Here is an 18713-nt window from a genome sequence, read left to right on the forward strand (position 1 = left end):
TTTACCAGAGCAGCTCGATGACCGCCGTGCCGGCGAGATACAGGCCGAGCAGGATCATGGCGATCAGGAACACACGGCGGAACGCCTCGGCCGGCAGCCGGGATCGCGCTGCCTGGCCGGCATACATGCCGAAAAAGGCGCCGGCCATCGCGACCGCGCCGGGCAGGGCGGTGGCCGTGCTGAGCAGGCCGGAGCTCGTCAGGTTGAAGGCCAGCGTGACCGTGGCGACCGTGAAGAACACGCCGAGGGCCTGGACCAACTCGTCCTTCTCGAGCCCGATCGCCTGCATGTACGGTACCGAGGGGACGACCTGCACGCCGGTGGCGGCCGAGATCAGCCCGGTGACGAGCCCGACGATGCCGCCGACCCATTTCTCGTGCGGCGGAGCGACCTTGAAGGCGAGCTTGGTGAGGCCGAGCAGGGCATAGAGCATCAGCAAGACGCCGAGCGCGACGTTGCCCCAGCGGGTCGAGGCATGGCTGAGCGCGCCGGCGTTGAGGCAGATGCCGATCGCGGTCCCCAGCATCAGCGGCCACAGGCGCCTGGCGATATCGCGCAGGTAAGGTCCGGCGAAGGTCTGCCAGATGTTGGTGATCACGGCCGGCACGATGACGATGGCGAGCGCGCGGCCCGGCGGCATGGCGACCGCGAGCAGTCCGACGGAGATGGTCGGCAGGCCGAGGCCGAGCGCGCCCTTGACGAAGCCGGCCAAGGTGAGCGCGAAGGCGATGAAGATGAGGATGGGGTCGATCATGGTTGTCACATTGACCAGACTGCGCCGGCGGCACAATGTGGAGGTTACGGAGCAAGCCTTCGTCCAGGACTGAGGCAGGATGACCATGCGTTTCGATCTGGTCGATCTCAGGCTGTTCATTGCCGTGGCCGAGGCCCGCAGCATCACCGGGGGCGCCGACCGGGCGCATCTGGCGCTGGCCTCGGCGAGCGCGCGGATCAAGGGTCTGGAGGACGCGTTCGGCGTCGAGCTGTTCAAGCGCGGCCGGCGTGGCGTGGATCTCACCGCGGCGGGCGAGAGCCTGCTCGATCACGCCCGCATCATCATGGCCAATGTCGAGGCCATGCAGGGTGAGCTCTCGGGCTTCGCATCCGGCCGTCGCGCCAACGTGCAGCTGCTCGCCAATACGGTCGGCCTCGCCGAGCATCTGCCGAAGGCGCTGGCGGCCTTTCTGCGCGAGCATCCCGACATCAACGTCGATGTCGAGGAGCGCGAGAGCACCGAGATCGCCGAGGCGATCGCGTCCGGCCGGGCGGATCTCGGCTTTGCGGCGGAGCACGCGCTGCCCGAGACGATCGAGCGCTTCGCCTTCGGCGAGGACCGGCTGATCCTGGTGGCCGGACGGCGCAGCCCGTTCGCGGCCCGCCGACAGATCGACTTCAGCGAGACCGCGGGGGAGGATTTCATCGGCCTCACGCAGGGGACGGCGCTCAACGTCCATATCGGCCGGCACGCCGCGCGGCTCGGCATCCGGCAGCACGTGCGGGCCAGGCTGCGCGATTTCGACGCGATCTGCCAGATGGTGGCGGCCGGGATCGGCATTGCCGTGGTGCCCGAAGCGGCGGCGCGACGTTGCGCGCGGTCGATGCCGATCAGCCTCGTCGCGCTGCGCGACGCCTGGGCCGATCGGCGGCTGGTGATCTGCGCCCGCAGCTTCAAGGCGCTGCCGCGTCCCGCGAAACTGCTCGTCGAGCATTTGCGCAGGGCCGCCGCGTGAAGCGCCCGACGACAGGCCGGATGTCCGTTCTGCACGAGGCGGAGCCAGGCCGGTGGAGGCGGGATCAGTCCGCGGCCAGCCGTTTCAGCGCCGCTTCGTGGACGCGCTTGTCGCCGGCGGCGACGATCCGGCCGCCGTTCTGCGCCGGGCCGCCTTCCCAGTTGGTGACGATGCCGCCAGCGCCGTTGATGATCGGGATCAGCGCCGCGATGTCGTAGGGCTTGAGCTCGGTCTCGATGACGAGATCGAGATGGCCCGCGGCCAGCATGCAATAGGAGTAGCAGTCGCCGCCATAGCGCGACAGCCGCGTCTCGGCCTCGACCCGGCTGAAGGTTGCGCGATCGGCCTCGTTCATCAGCAGCGGGCTCGTCGTATAGCACACCGCATCCCCGAGACGCTCGCAGCGCCGCACCGAGAGCCGGCGCTCGCCGCCGCCGTTCTTGTAGTTGGCGGAGCCGTTGTCGCCGGCGAAGCGCTCGCCGATGAAGGGCTGGTGCATCATGCCGAACACCGGCGCGCCCTTGTGCAGCAGCGCGATCAGCGTGCCCCAGGTCGGAAAACCGGCAATGAAGGACTTGGTGCCGTCGATCGGATCGAGCACCCAGACGTAGTCGGCGTCCTCGCGCTCGTTGCCGAATTCCTCGCCGACGATGCCGTGCTGAGGAAAGTTCGCCTTGATCAGGCGGCGCATCACCGCCTCGGCGGCGCGGTCGGCCTCGGTCACCGGGTCGAAATCCTGCCGGCTGCTCTTGTTGTCGACCAGCAGCGAGGTCCGGAAGAACGGCAGGATGGTTTCGCCAGACGCGGTCGCCAGACGACCGATGAAGGCGGAGAAATCGATGACCGTCACAGCGCGTCCTTGGGTGAGGGAATCGGGTGGCAATGAGCCGCTATGCCTAGCTCAAAGCGGTCCGGGGTGCATCCGGATATGGAACACCAGCGTGGCATCATGGATACCGTTTGGTGTCCTGCCGCGCTGACCGGGCGCGATTGAGCCGTCGCGGGCCTCTGATGTGAAAGTGAAAGCGAAACCGGCGTCCCTCTCCGATCGTTTGGAATCTCCAATCAAGCCATTGACTTTTATGATGAAAAGCAAAGCTGTTTCGCGCTGAACGCAACCCGGCCTATGTTTTTTTGCATGGAGAAAGGCGGAAAAACCCTTGCGCTTTGTGCAGCGCGATTGCATATTGTTGCGGTGCGGTAGCGCTTCGCGTTATCGCTGCCCTCCTTGGGCGTTTCCTCCCTAGACTTGGGCCGCTTGTCATTCAAGCGGCCCTTTTTTTTGCGCCGGCGCCACCGGCCGGAATCCCTCGGACCGAGGGCGCTGCCCTCTATTCGGCCGCCGCCTGGAAAGGCCCGAGGTCGCCGAGCGGCACCGTCGCCAGCACCTCCGCGAGCACGGCGAGATCGGAAGCGACCTGGGCGAAGCGAGGTCCGCGCTCCCTGCGGCGCTCATCCATGTAGATCGCGCGGTTGAGCTCGATCTGGATCGCATGCAAGCCCGTGGCCGGATTGCCGTAATGCTCGGTGATGAAGCCGCCGGCATAGGGCTTGTTGCGGCCGACCGAATAACCGAGCCGGCCGAGCACGTCCTCGACCAGATCCGGCAGCAGCGACGCGCAGCTCGTGCCGTAGCGGTCGCCGATCACCATGTCGGGCCGGCGCGGCTCGTCGCGCGAGACGCCGACCGACGGCATCGAATGACAGTCGACCAGCACCACGGTGCCGAACTGCTGGTGCACGCGGTTGATCAGCCGGCGCAGCGCGCGGTGATACGGCTTGTACAGCGTCTCGATCCGGTGCAGCGCCTCGTCGACGCTCAGCCGGTCGCGATAGATCTCCTGGCCGTCGCCGACCACGCGCGGGATCGTGCCGAGGCCGCCGGCCACCCGCATCGAGCGCGTGTTGGCAAAGCTCGGCAGCCGCCCGGTGAACATCCGCGGATCGAGCTCATAGGGCTCGCGATTGACGTCGACATAGCAGCGCGGGAAATGCACGCGAACGACCGGAAAGCCGCGCGACAGGAGATCGGCGATCAATTCGTCCATGAACGAATCTTCGGAGCGCCGCAGCGCCGGCAGATCGATTCGCGAGGCCCTCAGGAAATCGTCGGGGTAGGCCGATCCGGAGTGAGGGGAATTGAAGATGATGGGCGCGCGCCATTCGGTCGGCTCCATGATCTCGAACGGCGGCAATTCGCCATCAAAGTCCGTCATCTCTGGGCGCCGTCCCCTTGGTCACGTGCGTCGATGTCACGTCCGTTGATGCGCCGGTATCCTCCGGCCGATTCGCTCTGGACAACGCAGGTACTGCTCTCGCCAACGCGCATCTTCGATAATCCCAGCCGGTCTGCCAAGCGAAAAGCAATGAAAAAGTTCATCCCGCGTTTGGAACAACTCTGAGCTGGCATGCTGCTTCGATCGAAGACCGCACCTTCGGCCCTCAAAATGCCTTGCCGATGTCGGATCAAAAGGCACAATCTTTCACCCGAAATTTACCGCCCGTCAGGCTTAGTGGCGGCAACGCTCCGCCTCTCACCCGGACCAGACAACCCCTCGCCATGCACAAAATCCTGCTCGCCGAAGACGACAACGACATGCGCCGCTTCCTGGTCAAGGCATTGGAAAATGCCGGGTTCCAGGTCTCGCCCCACGACAACGGCATGTCGGCCTACCAGCGGTTGCGCGAGGAGCCGTTCGAGATGCTCTTGACCGACATTGTCATGCCGGAGATGGACGGCATCGAGCTGGCGCGCCGCGCCTCCGAGCTCGACCCGGACATCAAGATCATGTTCATCACCGGCTTCGCCGCGGTCGCCTTGAACTCCGATTCGGAGGCGCCCAAGAATGCCAAGGTGCTGTCCAAGCCGGTGCACCTGCGCGAGCTCGTCAGCGAGGTCAACAAGATGCTGGCGGCCTGAGCCGCCGGGGCCGGCGTCGCGAAGTTCAGGATTATTCCCATTTTCGCCTGTTTGCGTCCTTGCCTGCCTGCGTGGGAGCCGATATAGGGACCCCCACCCGACGAGACCTTTGGGTTTAGGGCACGTAGCTCAGCGGGAGAGCACTACCTTGACATGGTAGGGGTCACAGGTTCGATCCCTGTCGTGCCCACCACCCATCCGGACGTCTGCTGATTTCATTGAGCTTTTTGTTCGATTTCCCGCACCTAGCTTGTCGGTGAGGGAATAGACGTTCGCTCTATGATCCACGGAGCCGATCATTCGCTCGAGCTTGGCGACGCCGCCATACGCCAATTTCTTGCGATTGGCGTTCCGCGTGTAATGGCTTGCCATCCGACGATCGGTCCAACCGAAGATCGCATCCAGCTCGGCTTCCGTTGCTCCGTTTTCAGCGGCGACAGTTGCAGCCGCCTTGCGCAGGCCGTGCGCTGATCGGTTCGCCAACCCAGCTGCGATGCATTTCTCCTTGAACAGGTTGCCTAAGCTCTCCTTGGTCATCGGCTTGCCCTGCCGGGTCGCGATGTAGGTCTCGGTTCCGACCGGACCTGCCTCCAACGTCCGGCGCAGGACATCGAGCATCGGGAAGGTGACCTCAATGGTCTCGCTCCCCTTTTCGAGGCGCTTCGTGATGATCGGAACGGAAATCTGCTCGAGTTTTCCGTCAGGCCCGATCCGCTCTTGCACCTGTTCGGTCACGTCGGCAGGGCCGAATGATGCTGCGTCACCCCGCCGAAAGCCGGTGAAGAGGTAGACGTCGATCATGACGCGCTCTCGCGTGCCGAGCGGCCAGCGCTTGTAGTAACGCCGAACGTCGGCATCAGACCAGGTGACGAAGCCTTCTGTCTTTGCCGGCTTGGGTGTCTTGATTCCTTCGGTGGGATCTGCCGGCACAATCTTTTGCGCGACAGCCCACGCGAACATCCGTCTCATGGTGGTGAGGAAATGCCGGGCCGCGGAGGGGTTTTGAGCGCGACGCCCAAGCCCGTCCAGGATGTGCTGCTTCTGGATTGCGGCTGCTCTTTTGTTGCCGTTGGCCTCCAGAACATGAATCATCAGGCTGTTGCGCTGCTTGTGCGTGCTCGCCTTCATCTCGCGCCAATCAGGCGCCTTTGCCTTGTATTCTTCCCATAGCCATTTGAGGCTACCATCAAAGACCATCGCCCTGGCCTCGCTGGGATCGATTGCGAGGCGTGGCCGATTGAACATGTCGGCTAGAGCGATGTCGTAGTTGCGGTTGAATTCTATGGACCCGTACTCGCCGCGAATGCGAGTGCGTTTGCCGCCGACGTCCTTGTTGCGAACGTACCAGACCGTCCTGCCATGACGGTTGATTTCCTTGTGAAGGTAGGGCTTGCGAGGACGGGGCATGAAGCGAATCAAAGCACGAAATGCTCTTCGGGCTCAACCGTCTCATCGATGCCCCGCTCTTCTTTGTATTTGACCAGGTCGACGATGATCGTGCCGTCCGGCTTAATTCGTATGGATGAAGCACCGGCCGCTTTTGCAGCGCGGATCGCTCGTGCCACTTCGCCTTGGGTAAATCGAGCGGGGCGCCGGCTCATGGAACGCCTTCGGTTGACATCGCGCTCTGCCGTAAGCGCATTTCCAATGTAGCTTGGTCCGAACTCGTCGTCTGCATCTCGCGGGACCGTCCCTGAAGCGGGATGCCGTGGCGTAGAAAAGGATGGGGTCGGATAGTTCAGGAGAGCGCCTCCAGAAACGTCGTCCCTGATCGTTGTGCCATAGAGCTTACAAGATTTCATCGAGGTCGCGCCGCGGACGCCATCTTACGGGATCTGCGATCCACCGGTTGATGTCGGATTCATGCCAACCAGTTCCGTTGCTGCTGATCTTGAGTGGGGTAGGGAACGTACCTTCGGCGATCTTGCGGTAGATGGTGGATCGGGACAGCCCGGTCCTGGCAAGGACGGTTTTCAACCTGATGATACGGTCTGGCTCGCGCATGGCCGTGATGCCCCTCGCTGGTTGCTTCTGACGTCCGGCGAGACCAGAGGCCAAACAGGTGCAGGCGGACAATAGGAGTTCGCGCGTTGCCAGCTGTGGCGTAGAGCCGGCGGCAAACGGGATGGGTCAAATTCCAAGGCCTCGGCCTCTGCCGAGATCGATGCCATGGACGACGGCCAGATCCTGGCCGAGTCGGCGGCCCGATTCGAATGCAATGCCGAGATCGTTCTTGCGGCCGGCAAGGATGGATTCCAGTTGCGGGTCGCGCTGGAGGCTCTTCGCCATGTCGCCCATCGCCGAGCGCGTGGCCTTGTAGCCGGACAAGTCGCCCGCCTGATATAGGTGCCTGCTGGTCTGGTCGAGCTCCCGCCATCGCTCAACGAAGTGATCGGCGCGACGGCCCGGATCGCTGCGGAGTTCGGTTTCGAGCTGGAGCGCGCGGATGGCGCGATTGACCCGGCCGTCCGCCGCTTCGCGGGCGAGCTCCGGGTTCTTCTTGTAGGCGGCCTCGGCATCGTGCGAGCCAAACGGGCGCACCTCTTCGAAGGCTTGGCGGGCCTTCTGCAGCTCTTTCACCTGCTCGGGACTGGCTCTGCCGCCCGTCTCCTGCGCCTCGAAGATCGCATCTACCGCGCGGGCATGGCGCACCAGCGCTCGTGTCCGGACGCGACGGGCGTCCGCTTCGGGATCTTGCGCCACGTTGCTTGCCGGCACTTCGGCTCCGCGCCAGTCGGCTGCGGGACCGCTGGCTTCCCTTTCCGGTGTTGCCCGCTCCCGCCTCCCTTCGCTATCCAGTCCGGCCACATCAGCCGGAGAGCGCAGGCCGTCGAAGATGTCTCGCAGCTTCTCGGGCACAATCTTGCGCACGATCTCAGCTACGCGCTCGCGGAATGTGATCCCACGCCCTTCTGCGTAGCTCTGGACCGGATCGGCGCAGTCGTAATCCGAGGCCATGTCCTTCGCACGTTCGCGCGACAGGGTGTGGGTGAGCCGCTCCTGACCCGCAAAATCATCGCGACCATAGTGCAGGTCCACCTCGTCGCGGTGACGCGACAGGGCGACATAGCTGCTGTGGGCATCCATGCCCGGCGTTGCCAGCACATGGACGCGGTCAACCGTCATGCCCTGCGCCTTGTGGATCGTCGCGGCATATCCATGGTCGATGCGGTTGTAATCTTTGAACTCGAAGTGCACGGACCGGCCATCGTCGGTCTGTACGGTCATGGCTTGCGCGCTGATCTGTTCGATGGTCCCGAGCGTGCCGTTCTTGACGCCAAGACCGCGCTCGTTCTGCAGGAACATGACCCGGTCCCCGTTGGCGAAGGTTCTCGCGCCGCGTTCGACTGCCACATGCACTTCGTCGCCCAGATCGCCGGCAGCGCGCATGCGCACGCGCGCAGCCTCGTTGAGCGCCCGGACCTCGTCATTGGTGTGGGTGAGAATGATCCGGCTCCGGTCCGGCGATGCCTGACGATCGCGATTCCAGCGCTCGATTAGATCGCCGCGAGCCTGCTCGCGGCTCTGGGCCTCATGCACCATGCCGTGGGCGCGGTAGGCTCCAAGCGCATTGCCCGTTTTGCCGGTTGCCAGATCACGCGTGGCGTCCCGCTGCCAGCCCTCCCGCTGACGGCGCACCTCGCCGATTTCCGCTCCGCCGTGACGCTCATGGATCGAGCGAAACGCCGCGCCCGCCTCGATGGCCTGCAGCTGTTGCGGATCGCCGACGAGCACCACCTTTGCACCAGCATCGGCAGCGTGGGACAGCACGCGCTCAAGCTGGCGCGTGCCGACCATCCCCGCCTCGTCGATCACCAGCACATCACTGGATTGGAGCAGGTCACGGCCTTGTTCCCAGCCATGCTCCAGGCTGGCAATCGTGCGCGACGCAATGCCCGATCCGCTTTCGAGGTTTTCTGCGGCAATGCCGGACAGCGCAATGCCCCGGACCTCGAAGCCGGCGGCTTCCCACGCCTCCCGTGCCACCCCCAGCATCGCGCTCTTTCCCGTCCCGGCATGGCCGACCACGATGCTGAGATCGCGTCCATGTGTGACGTGCGCCAGCGCCTCAGCCTGCTCGGACGACAGCACCAGGCCGCGCGCTTCCGCACCCGCCAAAGCGGCCTGGCGATCCGCGTCGCGCACCTGGGGGCGCTCCCGTTTTGCCATCAGTTCAGCGGCCCGGTGCAGGCGCTGCTCTGCCTCGATCATTCCGCGGGTGGTGAACCGATCCTCGCCGCGCGCATCCTTGCCGAGTTCGACCAGGCCGGGCGCTCCTTGCATTGCGCCCACCACCTCATTGAACTGGTCGAGCCCGTCGCTATGCCGGTGCGCGAACCTCGCCATATCGCGGCGCGTGAATGTCGATTGCTGCTGGGTGATGGCGTCCAGCCCTATGGTGGGGGCGGCGACAATCCGCGCGCCGTTGTTGCGCGCGATCTCGCGGTGCATCTCGGCGCGATCGGCCTCGCCGCCTTCGCCAGCGATGCCCCGAGACTCGATCCGTTTGGCGGGCGCGCCGATCTGGCTTTGCGGCTCCAGCGCGATGCCCTGGTCTTCCAGGCTGCGGTGATCAATCCGCGCGTCGATATCGAGCTCGGCTAACCGCTCATTGGCGAGCTCGGCCCAGCGTTCGCGGCAGCGCTCGACCATCTCGGTGCGGTTCCAGTCCCGCACCTTCTGGCCAAAGCCGTTCTCGTCGACCGAGCGCATGGTCAGCATGACATGAGCATGAGGTTTGGGCAGTCCGTCCTCTGCCCTGTCCCAATGCACATTCAGATCGGCGATCATGCCGAGACCGACGAACTCGCCGCGAACGAAGTCCCGGGCGAGCTCGATACCCTGCGCCTCACTCAGCTCGCGCGGAAGGGCGAACTCGACCTCACGGGCCAACTGGGCATCCTTCCGGATTTCGCGCGCTTCGACATCGTTCCAAAGCCGCTCGCGATCGCCCCATGAGGCCGGCGCGTTCTCCGGCAGCATCACTTCGGAATGAACGACGCCGCGCTTTTCGGAAAAGTCCTGATCACGGCCGAGCCGCTCGTCACGCAGCCGCGATGCCGAGCGGTAGGCCGCCGATGCCACCGCACTGCTTCCGGCCTTCCGGCCAATGACCTTGACGTGAAGATGATAGATCGCCATCGCGACCAGAGCATCTACACAGCGAAGCGTACGTCGGCACGACGTATAAGCGCGCCCTCCCTCGAAAAAATCTCGGGAGGGACTATCCCGTCTCAGCTCGTCCTGATGACCTTACAGCAATGCGCCAGTGCGCAAGCTATCATTTCTCCATTGCCACTCATGGAGACGACGATGCGCAAACCTAGGAACTTTGATGCTGACCTGAAGGCACTCGACGACAAGGCGCGCAAGCTGAAAACACGCAAGGTACGCCAGCTCGGCGAGCTCGTGATCGCTACTGGAGCTGACGCGCTCAGCGCCGACGAACTCGCGGGCGCGCTGATCGTGCTGGCCGAGACGAAAGAGGCCGGAAAGAGGGAGGCATGGGCCAAGCGCGGCGTCGCGTTCTTTCAAGGACGGTCGCGGCGAGTTGCGCCAGCAACTGACCGCGACGCTGACGTTGCTCCTACGCAACCGAGCGGCGCGCACCCGGCATCAAGCCGCAAAAGCGCGACATGACATGCGCGCGTGGCAGGTCGAACGCCGTAAGCGCACCCGGCACCTCATCGAACTCGGCGGCCTCGTGATCAAAGCCGGTATCGTGGACCTGACCGGTGACGACCGTTCCACGATCTTCGGCGCGCTACTTTGGATGGCTGACAAGCTTAAAAGCGGTGAGGGCGAACGGGCACGTAAGCTTTGGGCCGCGAAGGGAAAACAAGCGTTCGAGATGGAGCCTAGGATGCCAACACGCACAATCGTTCATGTCCGACAATCGCACGTTGGCCAGTAGCTGCCGCTTCGACAGCAGCCCTATTGATCAATCGGCATACAAATTGCGATTTGGTTGCCGCCTTACTCCAGCTCCGAGCCATTCGCTCTTGATAAAGCGGTCACTGTGACTTTCCAAATTGGCCACTGGCGTTGGGTAAGGCACACTAGATCGAGATCTCCGCCTTCATGATGATTGCCTTCATTGAAGCAGGACCGGACTCGCCTGCCGAGTCTCTTGCCTTCGCAGCAGAAGGGTCCGGACTAGCCGCTGAGCAGGCGCTTCAAACCAGCAATAGGTGAGGCGCGCGGTGACGAGCGTGGACAGCACGAAAGCCGCCGAGAACAGAGGATCGAGGTAGGGGATGGGCCGCTGCATAAACGAAAAAGCAAGCGCGATCGCAAGTTGAATTGGAAAGTGCAGCAGATAGCAGGAATAGGTTGTATTGCCGGCTGTCTCCACCAGGGTCTCCAGGCGCCGCGGCAAGACTATGGGCTTCGAGCAGCAGAACAACAGGATCGGCGTATAGATGAGCAGAAGCGGTGCAGTGAGCGCCTCAAGGCCCATGCCGGACATCCAAAATGCCGCGGGCATCGCGATGCTCGCACACGCAGCCAAGGATTCCACCTTCGGCCGATGCCGAGCCCCGGCGACAGCCTGTCTTGCCATCGCGGCAAGGCCGCCAGCGTAGAAGAAAGCGAAGCATTTTGCCATCAGCGTACCGGTCGCGATCGAGATCACGATCACCGCTAGATTGAAGAGCGGGGACGGACGCACGACGCGCAGCGACAGGAAAAACGCCGCATAGACCACGATCTCGATTGAGACTGACCAGATTGGTGCGTTGAAGCTGACGCCATGCGGCGGAAGCCAGTCGCTGGCCATGAACAGCTGCTTGACGAATTGAGGGATGTCGTTTTGCTGAAAGACGAAGAAGTAGTTGTGCTGAACGAAATATATCAGCTGGAGCATCATGACCAACAGCAACGTCGCGAGATGGAGCGGGTAAAGTCGCGCCAGCCGATAGACGAAGAAGGTCCATCCGTTGATCGTGCGGTCGGCGATGGCCGCGCTATACTTCCAGAAGAAGATGAAGCCGGAGATGCACCAGAATATCTCGACCCCAATCGTGCCCTTCTCATAAAACGGGAACAGAACGCGGTAGAACGGCAGCTCGCTCCTCACGAGACCGACCGGCTCCTCGCCGACGAAGGCAAAGTGCTGATAGTGCCACAGCAGCACGGCGACAGTAGCGAGGAAGCGCAGCCCTTCCAATCCAAGGAGCTTCTGGTCCTTAGGCCATGTCGACGCTTTGGGAATGATCATCGGGGTCATCGACCTCCTGACGAGGGCGCTGGTCAATTCTAGTCCGAGCAAAGTGAAGGATTCTTTTCGCTTGGAGGCATCCCAGGCGTTCGTCGCAGGCGATCTCGGCGCCACACTAGATTGCCCTCTCCAAGGAATGAAACGCTGATCGTCGCGGTCTACGTTAAGATCTTGCGGATCAAAGGCCACGATCCCGACCCGGTGACCATTGCGCGCGGTTTCCTCTCCAGCGCCTCGACCTTGCTCTAGTGAAAGCCGCGACGACGGAGGTGGATACTCAAAATCTGCTGCGAGGCCGACGAAAAGGGGAGGCAACGCCGAACGAGATATGCGGTGCCAGATCGCCAATGGTGACAAGAACAAGAGTCGCCGCACCGAGAACTGTGGCTGCCGAGCTGCTCAATCTGACGCTCTGATCGCCAGAAGAGTCGCTCGCGAGCTCGAGAATGCAGTCGCTCGCCAAGTGCAGTTCCGCGCCCCGCAACAACTGGGTTTATTTTACAGTCACTCAAATCCAAATCTGGTGAGGCGCTTTAGTTGCTCGATGATGTGAGCTGCCGAGGATGACGAAGGAGCCATCGGCTCGCGATACGATAGCGAGTTAGCGGGAGCTTTGATAGCTCCCAAGTTCCCGAACCGCACGCGCTTTCGGCTACAGCTGCTTGGCACGGCGAAGCATCTCGGGCGCGCCGACGGGCTCTCCTGCCAGCTGTAATTGTAGTCCGGAACCTCGCCGCCTGTCGCTTTTGGATGCATCGAATCCATCGAGCATGCCCGACAGCGGGGATGTGAATACGGTGCCTGGCACGTTCCAGGGCGCGGGCGGGACGACGGGATGATCGGAGACGTAGAACTCGACAGCCACAATCCTAACACCAAATGGCCGGGGACCCTCCGTCAGAAGCTTAGACCAGTATTCCGCGCCGCCGCGGCCTTGAAGCAAGAAACCCGAACGCATTGGTTCGGGCTTCCTGAGAACGCCAACGTCTGAACTGCGCAGAACTAGTTGATGGAGGAATTGATGTCGACAAACGAGGTGTTGATCTTGCTACCCAGACCGTTGACTGCTGCGATGATCGCAAGTGAAATTCCGGCGGCAATCAATCCGTACTCGATTGCAGTGGCTCCCGATTCGTCACGCAGGAACCTCATCATTTTGACCCGCATTACACCCTCTTTGCTGTTGGCCAGATCGGCGCACCTTCACGCCAGAAAAGGATATCCGACGTCATCTTATAATAGATGAGTATTAAGAATACAGTTTTAGATAGAGTGAATATCCTTGGCGCTTATGATCTAGTGGGGGGCGCAGGTGGCTGTGCGTTTTAGTGTCGGAACGGACGCGTGTACGCCATCGCGGGAAATCGCAGACCAGGGCATACAGGGCCGGTGTCAGGATTCGCTGACTTGCGCTCTGGTCATGATTTGGCACATTCCGTGCGTGAGTCGGTCGTGTGAAGCGTCGGCTCGCAATCCAGATGATCCCTGCGCCCGTCGCGAGGACAATGACATCAAGGCGATAGCAGTTCCGGTTGCGACCAGCCACACGACCGCGCCGCATGGAAGATCGATCGCATAATGTCCACCGATCGGCACGGTCGATGTGATCACGAGGGAATTCCAGATCAATGAAATCGGAAATAGCCACCTGAGGTGCCAGGACGCGGATATGATCATCAGCGCCAGGCAGCAATGGAACGAGGGAAACGTCACAACTCCCTGCAGATTGGCGAATGACAGCAACGGCGAGGCCTCATTGCGGAAGTATTCCAACTTCGACAAGTGATACGTTCCCGCGCCTGTCGGGAGATGCTCGAGCAAGCTGGCTGGGTACCCAAAGAACGCGAAGGCACCTTTCGCCGGCCAAATCACGGAAATGCTCGCGCATGCGACAATCGTGCTGGCGAATACGAACGTCAGTATCCATAAATGATCGAAACGGCGAACGATTGCGAGCAGCACTGAAAGGCCGAAGAGCAGGGGGAATGAGCTGTCGTAGGTGACCGACAGGAGCTGGGACCAGGCGGGGTTGTCGGCTGCCCAAGCAATGACAGCAGGCAAGTCGAAGCCTGCCGCTCGATCCCATCTCGCAAGATCTACATCGATGAATGGGGCGTTGTTCCGAAGCCCGACAAGGCTGATGATTCCAGCCACTGCGCCCGATAGTAACATTGCTAGGAGCGCTCCGCACAAGTTGCTGAGCACCGGCGATGGTCGCCAACTTCGATAGACAACGTGAACCGTGAGGAGGAAGCCCAATATCGTCAATGCAACCAAGAGGCTGCCGAGATCGACAATGACAGCCGACCGCTGGAGCAGGAAGGCCGCGAAAGTGGTCGCGACAAAGCAAATGGCCCATACGCTCGCTTCCACATATCCGGTCGTATGGGTTCCCTGAGAAGACCAGGCGAAAGCCGTGCGACCCGAAGTCTGGGAAGCAGGAGGACTTGAATTTCCATCCTGCGATTGCGTGCCGTTAGGTCTGTGTATCTCCCCGATCTGTGTCCTTGCGGATATCAGGAAGCGGAGGCGACGAAAGAATGCGGGCAATAGGGTGTCTGTGGCGGGCTCCAACATGGATGTCCGCTCCCGTGTCAGTCTGTTTCAGATTATTTCGGTCGGTACCTACATACGCAAAAACCGTGAGCCTGAGCAATCTCAACGTGTATTTTAACATGATACCGTGCTGAGATGCTTAACAGATCTCTAGCGCCCTGCGAGACGTGCGTTGGGAATCGGTCCGGGATTGCGTTGTCCAAGAGCTACTGGCCATGAGCCTATGATCGCCTGACATCGCAGCTTTGGTGTCAACGGGGGTCCTTATGTAGGCTTGCTCGTTGCGCGGCGATGTTTTGAGTGCGGATTTCACCTTGCTGTCAAAATTGTCAGTTGTTCGGGCGGCCGGATGTTTATCGCCTCGGCAATTCGGAATTCACCAGCTCTCGAACATCACGCAGATGCTTATGATTCGCAGGGATTGTATCGTTCTTTGTTTGTGGTGGGGAACATCAGGCGCGCGCGAGTTCAGGCGTTTGCCGTGAGGGAGCTAGCTGAGTAAGTCAAGAACCTTCGTTCCTCAGCTGTCCGGGGCGTTGCGAGGTGCTGTCGGGTTGGTCCAGCAGACGCGCGAAGCCTGCACTCAATGCATGCAATGCGTGTAACGTGCGATCCCTCGCAGGTAAAAATATCCTCGGCGGGAACGTGGCAGATCTTGTCCAATCGTTTCTTGTGGTACATTATTCCTGCACGACTTAGGGTAGTGTAGGGGCAATGGAAGCGGGGCAGAGAGATACGGGGCTTGACTGCCTGACATTGCTGCTGCGTTTCCATCAGGTCGCTGTCGATCCGGCGCAGATTGCACATCAGCTAGCAGGAGAGGCGGTCGGCGTGACCGAGATGCTTCGCTGCGCCAAGCAGCTGAAGCTGAAGGCGCGTGCGGTCAGTCAGAGCTGGGACGGGCTTCGCAAGCTGCCGCTGCCGGCCATCGTGGCGCGGTCGGATGGCTCGTTCGTGATCCTTGGACAGGTCACGGCGGAGGCGGCGCTGATCCAGGATCCCTTGGTGAATCGGCCGCAGAGTCTCAAGCGCGCCGCGTTCGAGGCTAGCTGGACCGGCACGGTGGTGCTGATGGCGCGCCGCGTCTCGCTCTCCGATCTGGCGCGGCGCTTCGACATTACCTGGTTTATACAGGCGATGCACAAATATCGCCGGCTGCTCGGCGAGGTGCTGCTGGCGTCATTCTTCCTGCAGCTCTTCGGGCTGGTGACGCCGTTATTCTTCCAGGTCGTCACCGACAAGGTGCTGACCCATCGCGGCTACACCACGCTCGACGTGCTGGTGTTCGGCCTGGTCACAGTGACCATCTTCGAGACGGTGTTGGGCGGTCTTCGAACATATGTGTTCTCGCACACCACCAACCGCATCGACGTCGAGCTTGGCGCACGGCTGTTCCGCCATCTGGTCGCGTTGCCCATCGCCTATTTCGAGGCGCGGCGCGCCGGCGATTCGGTGGCGCGGGTGCGCGAGCTCGAGAACATCAGGAACTTCATCACCAGCTCGGCGCTGACGCTGGTCATCGACCTCGCCTTCACCTTCGTCTTCTTAGGGGTGATGTTCTATTACTCGCCGTTCCTGTCCTGGATCGTGGTCGGCTCGTTTCCGTTCTACATTGCGCTTTCGGCCGGCGTGACGCCGCTCTTCCGCAAGCGTCTCGACGTCAAGTTCAACCGTGGCGCCGAGAACCAAGCCTTCCTGGTCGAGACCGTCACCGCGATTCAGACCCTGAAGGCGATGGCGATCGAGCCGCAGATGCAGCGGCGCTGGGAGGAACAGCTCGCAGGTTACGTCGGCGCCAGCTTCGACGTGCTGTCGCTCGGCAATTGGGCCAGCCAGTCGGTGCAGTTCATCAGCAAGATCGTCACCGCGCTGACCCTGTATTTCGGCGCCCATCTGGTGATCGAGGGCAATTTGAGCGTCGGCGAGCTCATCGCCTTCAACATGCTCGCGGGGCGGGTGGCGCAGCCGGTGCTGCGGCTGGCGCAGCTGTGGCAGGATTTCCACCAGGCGCGGCTGTCGGTGGCGCGGCTCGGCGACATCCTCAACACCACGCCGGAGCCCGCCTTCAATCCCGGCCGCGCCGCGCTGCCGCCGGTGCGCGGCGAGGTGGTGTTCGATCACGTCTCTTTCCGCTACCGTGTCGATGGTCCGCTGGCGCTGCACGATGTCTGCCTGAAGGTGCCGGTAGGCCAGGTGGTCGGCATCGTCGGTCCCTCCGGCTCCGGCAAGTCGACACTTACAAAACTGATCCAGCGGCTCTATGTGCCGGAGAGCGGCCGCATCCTGATCGACGGCGTCGATCTCACCGTCGCCGACGTCACCTGGCTGCGGCGGCAGATCGGCGCGGTGCTGCAGGAGAACGTGCTGTTCAACCGCTCGATCCGCGACAACATCGCGCTCGCCGATCCCGGCATGGCGATGGAGCGGGTGATCCAGGCGGCCGAGCTCGCTGGCGCCCATGAGTTCATCCTCGGCCTGCCCGACGGCTACGACACGGTGGTCGGCGAGCGCGGCGCCAGCCTGTCCGGCGGTCAGCGCCAGCGCATCGCGATCGCCCGCGCGCTGGTCACCAATCCACGCATCCTCATCTTCGACGAGGCGACCTCGGCGCTCGACTATGAGAGCGAGAACATCATCCAGCGCAACATGCGCAAGATCTGCGCCGGGCGCACCGTCTTCATCATCGCGCACCGGCTGTCGGCCGTCCGCAACGCCGACCGCATCATCACCATTGAGAACGGCCGTCTCGTCGAGGACGGCACTCATGACGAGTTGATCAAGCGCGCCGGCCGCTATGCGACCCTGCACCAGATCCAGGCGGGGCTCCATGTCGTCGGCTGAGGCGCACAAGCAGGACAACGCGCCGATCTCGCTCGACGCGCGGCGGGGCCGCCGCAACGATGCGCGCGAGTTCCTGCCTGCTGCGCTGGAGATCGTGGAGACGCCGGCCTCGCCCGCCGGACGCGCCGTTGCCGCCACCATCATGCTGTTCTTCGCAATCGCGATCGGCTGGTCGATCCTGGGCCACGTCGACATCATCGCCTCGGCGCAGGGCAAGATCGTGCCGACCGGCCGCACCAAGACGATCCAGCCGCTGGAGGCCGGAATGGTCGCCGCGATCCACGTCCAGGACGGCGACAATGTCCGTGCCGGCGACGTGCTGGTCGAACTCGACCGCACCGTCACCGAGGCCGAGCGCCGCCGCGTCGCGCAGGGCCTGATGCAGGCGAGGCTCGATGTGGCCCGGCTGAGCGTGCTGCGCGATAGCTTTGCCAATCTCGCCGCGCTGCGGCCGCTCAACGTGCCCGAGGGCGCGGCACCCACCGATGTCGCGCGCACCCGCGCCGCGCTGCAAGCTCAGGCCGCCGAGCAGCTGGCGAAGCTTGCGTCCAACCTGCAGCAGGTCGCGCAGAAGCGCGCCGAGGCGCAGTCGATCGAGGCCGCGATCGCCAAGATCGACGCCACCCTGCCGTTCCTGCAGGAGACCGCCGAGATCCGCCGCAACGCCAAGGAGATCCAGTACGGCAACCAGATCGCCTATATCGATGCGCAGTCGCGCCTGATCGACCAACAGAACGAGCGCATCGTGCAGACGCGGCGCCTGGTCGAGATCGAGGCTGCGCGGCTGGCGCTGGAACAGCAGCTCGCGCAGACCCGCTCCGGATTCGAGCGCCAGGTGCTGTCGGATCTCGCCGATGCTGAGAAGAAGGCCGAGGAGCTGACCCAGGATCTCGTCAAGGCCGAGCGCAAGATCGCCGAGCAGGTGCTGCGCGCGCCGATCGACGGCACCGTGCAGCAGCTCGCGCTGCACACCGTCGGCGGCGTCGTCACACCGGCGCAACAACTGATGCTCATTGTTCCTGCCGACAGCCAGCTCGAGACCGAGGTCATGATCTCCAACCGCGACATCGGCTTCGTCAATGTCGGCCAGCCCGCCGAGATCAAGATTGATACCTTCAACTTCACCCGCTACGGCCTCGTCCACGGTAAGGTGCTGAGCGTGTCGCAGGACTCGATCGTCCGCGAGAAGCCGGCCGACAAGCAGAACGGCGGCAAGACCTCCGGCGCATTGGCCGAGACCAGCGAGCCGGCCGGGCAGGAGTTCATCTACTCGGCGCGGGTGTCGCTCGACGAGAAGCAGATGCAGGTCGAGGACAAGATGGTCGCGCTCGCGCCCGGCATGGCGGTGACCGTGGAGATCAAGACGGGGACGCGGCGGATCATCGAATATGTGATGTCGCCGTTGCTACGGTATAAGCAGGAGAGCTTGAGGGAGCGATAGGGATGA

General features: G+C 62.7%; 15 protein-coding genes, 1 tRNA gene and 1 pseudogene. 7 read left to right on the plus strand and 10 right to left on the minus strand.

Translation table 11 applies throughout. The features are described 5' to 3' along the window. Position 1: 1 nt before the first annotated feature. Entirely contained in the window at positions 2-754 is a 753-nt protein-coding gene (locus tag QX128_RS04555; protein ID WP_316236800.1) for a sulfite exporter TauE/SafE family protein, read from the minus strand. Between the two features lie 85 nt (positions 755-839). On the opposite strand from QX128_RS04555, the gene QX128_RS04560 reads away from it, so the two are divergent. Further along, positions 840-1730, plus strand: coding sequence for a LysR substrate-binding domain-containing protein (locus QX128_RS04560; RefSeq protein ID WP_315737053.1), 891 nt, complete (start codon positions 840-842; stop codon positions 1728-1730). A 64-nt stretch (positions 1731-1794) separates the two neighbouring features. On the opposite strand, the gene hisN is transcribed toward QX128_RS04560, so the two are convergent. Together hisN and QX128_RS04570 are read right to left on the minus strand one after the other, a co-directional pair. Next, positions 1795-2580 carry a histidinol-phosphatase gene (hisN, locus tag QX128_RS04565; protein ID WP_315801831.1) on the minus strand — a complete coding sequence of 262 codons (786 nt, stop codon included), beginning with the start codon at positions 2578-2580 and terminating at the stop codon, positions 1795-1797. A gap of 481 nt (positions 2581-3061) precedes the next feature. After that, entirely contained in the window at positions 3062-3946 is an 885-nt protein-coding gene (locus QX128_RS04570) for an N-formylglutamate amidohydrolase (RefSeq protein ID WP_315801832.1), read from the minus strand. Positions 3947-4290: 344 nt separating this feature from the next. Between QX128_RS04570 and cpdR the strand changes: the two genes are divergently transcribed. Together cpdR and QX128_RS04580 are read left to right on the plus strand one after the other, a co-directional pair. Continuing rightward, positions 4291-4650 (plus strand): cell cycle two-component system response regulator CpdR, encoded by a 360-nt coding sequence (gene cpdR / locus QX128_RS04575; protein ID WP_006610087.1) that lies wholly within the window; start codon positions 4291-4293, stop codon positions 4648-4650. Between the two features lie 118 nt (positions 4651-4768). Beyond that, positions 4769-4843: transfer RNA gene (locus QX128_RS04580), tRNA-Val, on the plus strand. Between the two features lie 161 nt (positions 4844-5004). Here the strand turns inward: QX128_RS04580 and QX128_RS33185 are convergent. The 4 genes and pseudogenes from QX128_RS33185 to traA all read right to left on the minus strand — a co-directional run. Further along, positions 5005-6057, minus strand: a pseudogene (locus QX128_RS33185) (tyrosine-type recombinase/integrase); the annotation flags it as partial. 8 nt (positions 6058-6065) lie between these two features. Next, entirely contained in the window at positions 6066-6251 is a 186-nt protein-coding gene (locus QX128_RS04585; protein ID WP_315753634.1) for a hypothetical protein, read from the minus strand. Positions 6252-6438: 187 nt separating this feature from the next. After that, complete coding sequence (locus QX128_RS04590) at positions 6439-6654, minus strand: AlpA family transcriptional regulator (RefSeq protein ID WP_315716577.1); 216 nt, start codon at positions 6652-6654, stop codon at positions 6439-6441. 126 nt (positions 6655-6780) lie between these two features. Continuing rightward, on the minus strand, positions 6781-9792 hold the full coding sequence (traA, locus tag QX128_RS04595; protein ID WP_316236801.1) for a Ti-type conjugative transfer relaxase TraA: 3012 nt from the start codon (positions 9790-9792) through the stop codon (positions 6781-6783). Between the two features lie 171 nt (positions 9793-9963). Between traA and QX128_RS04600 the strand changes: the two genes are divergently transcribed. Both QX128_RS04600 and QX128_RS04605 read left to right on the plus strand, forming a co-directional pair. After that, positions 9964-10290: a conjugal transfer protein TraD gene (locus tag QX128_RS04600; protein WP_315753301.1), complete on the plus strand. Its 327-nt coding sequence runs from the start codon at positions 9964-9966 to the stop codon at positions 10288-10290. 1 nt (position 10291) lies between these two features. Next, positions 10292-10564, plus strand: a complete 273-nt coding sequence (locus tag QX128_RS04605) for a conjugal transfer protein TraD (protein WP_315753303.1) — start codon at positions 10292-10294, stop codon at positions 10562-10564. Between the two features lie 180 nt (positions 10565-10744). Here the strand turns inward: QX128_RS04605 and QX128_RS04610 are convergent, their stop codons facing one another. From QX128_RS04610 to QX128_RS04620, 3 genes are all read right to left on the minus strand, one after another. Next, complete coding sequence (locus tag QX128_RS04610; protein ID WP_315753305.1) at positions 10745-11878, minus strand: acyltransferase; 1134 nt, start codon at positions 11876-11878, stop codon at positions 10745-10747. 993 nt (positions 11879-12871) lie between these two features. Then, a complete protein-coding gene (locus QX128_RS04615; protein WP_315753307.1) occupies positions 12872-13036 on the minus strand; it encodes a Flp family type IVb pilin in 165 nt (54 codons plus the stop codon). 225 nt (positions 13037-13261) lie between these two features. Then, positions 13262-14446 carry a phosphatase PAP2 family protein gene (locus QX128_RS04620; RefSeq protein ID WP_315753308.1) on the minus strand — a complete coding sequence of 395 codons (1185 nt, stop codon included), beginning with the start codon at positions 14444-14446 and terminating at the stop codon, positions 13262-13264. A gap of 693 nt (positions 14447-15139) precedes the next feature. On the opposite strand from QX128_RS04620, the gene QX128_RS04625 reads away from it, so the two are divergent. Both QX128_RS04625 and QX128_RS04630 read left to right on the plus strand, forming a co-directional pair. After that, on the plus strand, positions 15140-17266 hold the full coding sequence (locus QX128_RS04625) for a type I secretion system permease/ATPase (protein WP_316236802.1): 2127 nt from the start codon (positions 15140-15142) through the stop codon (positions 17264-17266). Beyond that, positions 17253-18707: an HlyD family type I secretion periplasmic adaptor subunit gene (locus QX128_RS04630; protein ID WP_315801838.1), complete on the plus strand. Its 1455-nt coding sequence runs from the start codon at positions 17253-17255 to the stop codon at positions 18705-18707. Before QX128_RS04625 ends, QX128_RS04630 begins: the two co-directional genes overlap by 14 nt. Positions 18708-18713 lie beyond the last annotated feature (6 nt).

It is taken from the genome of Bradyrhizobium sp. SZCCHNR1015, assembly GCF_032489875.1.
In the GTDB taxonomy this organism is placed as follows: Bacteria; Pseudomonadota; Alphaproteobacteria; order Rhizobiales; family Xanthobacteraceae; genus Bradyrhizobium.

Coding starts and splice junctions, on each gene's coding strand:
- QX128_RS04555 (WP_316236800.1), bottom strand. CDS start 754: ATGATCGACCCCATCCTCATCTTCATCGCCTTCGCGCTCACCTTGGCC.
- QX128_RS04560 (WP_315737053.1), top strand. CDS start 840: ATGCGTTTCGATCTGGTCGATCTCAGGCTGTTCATTGCCGTGGCCGAG.
- QX128_RS04570 (WP_315801832.1), bottom strand. CDS start 3,946: ATGACGGACTTTGATGGCGAATTGCCGCCGTTCGAGATCATGGAGCCG.
- cpdR (WP_006610087.1), top strand. CDS start 4,291: ATGCACAAAATCCTGCTCGCCGAAGACGACAACGACATGCGCCGCTTC.
- QX128_RS04585 (WP_315753634.1), bottom strand. CDS start 6,251: ATGAGCCGGCGCCCCGCTCGATTTACCCAAGGCGAAGTGGCACGAGCG.
- QX128_RS04590 (WP_315716577.1), bottom strand. CDS start 6,654: ATGCGCGAGCCAGACCGTATCATCAGGTTGAAAACCGTCCTTGCCAGG.
- traA (WP_316236801.1), bottom strand. CDS start 9,792: ATGGCGATCTATCATCTTCACGTCAAGGTCATTGGCCGGAAGGCCGGA.
- QX128_RS04600 (WP_315753301.1), top strand. CDS start 9,964: ATGCGCAAACCTAGGAACTTTGATGCTGACCTGAAGGCACTCGACGAC.
- QX128_RS04605 (WP_315753303.1), top strand. CDS start 10,292: ATGCGCGCGTGGCAGGTCGAACGCCGTAAGCGCACCCGGCACCTCATC.
- QX128_RS04610 (WP_315753305.1), bottom strand. CDS start 11,878: ATGACCCCGATGATCATTCCCAAAGCGTCGACATGGCCTAAGGACCAG.
- QX128_RS04615 (WP_315753307.1), bottom strand. CDS start 13,036: ATGCGGGTCAAAATGATGAGGTTCCTGCGTGACGAATCGGGAGCCACT.
- QX128_RS04620 (WP_315753308.1), bottom strand. CDS start 14,446: ATGTTGGAGCCCGCCACAGACACCCTATTGCCCGCATTCTTTCGTCGC.
- QX128_RS04625 (WP_316236802.1), top strand. CDS start 15,140: ATGGAAGCGGGGCAGAGAGATACGGGGCTTGACTGCCTGACATTGCTG.
- QX128_RS04630 (WP_315801838.1), top strand. CDS start 17,253: ATGTCGTCGGCTGAGGCGCACAAGCAGGACAACGCGCCGATCTCGCTC.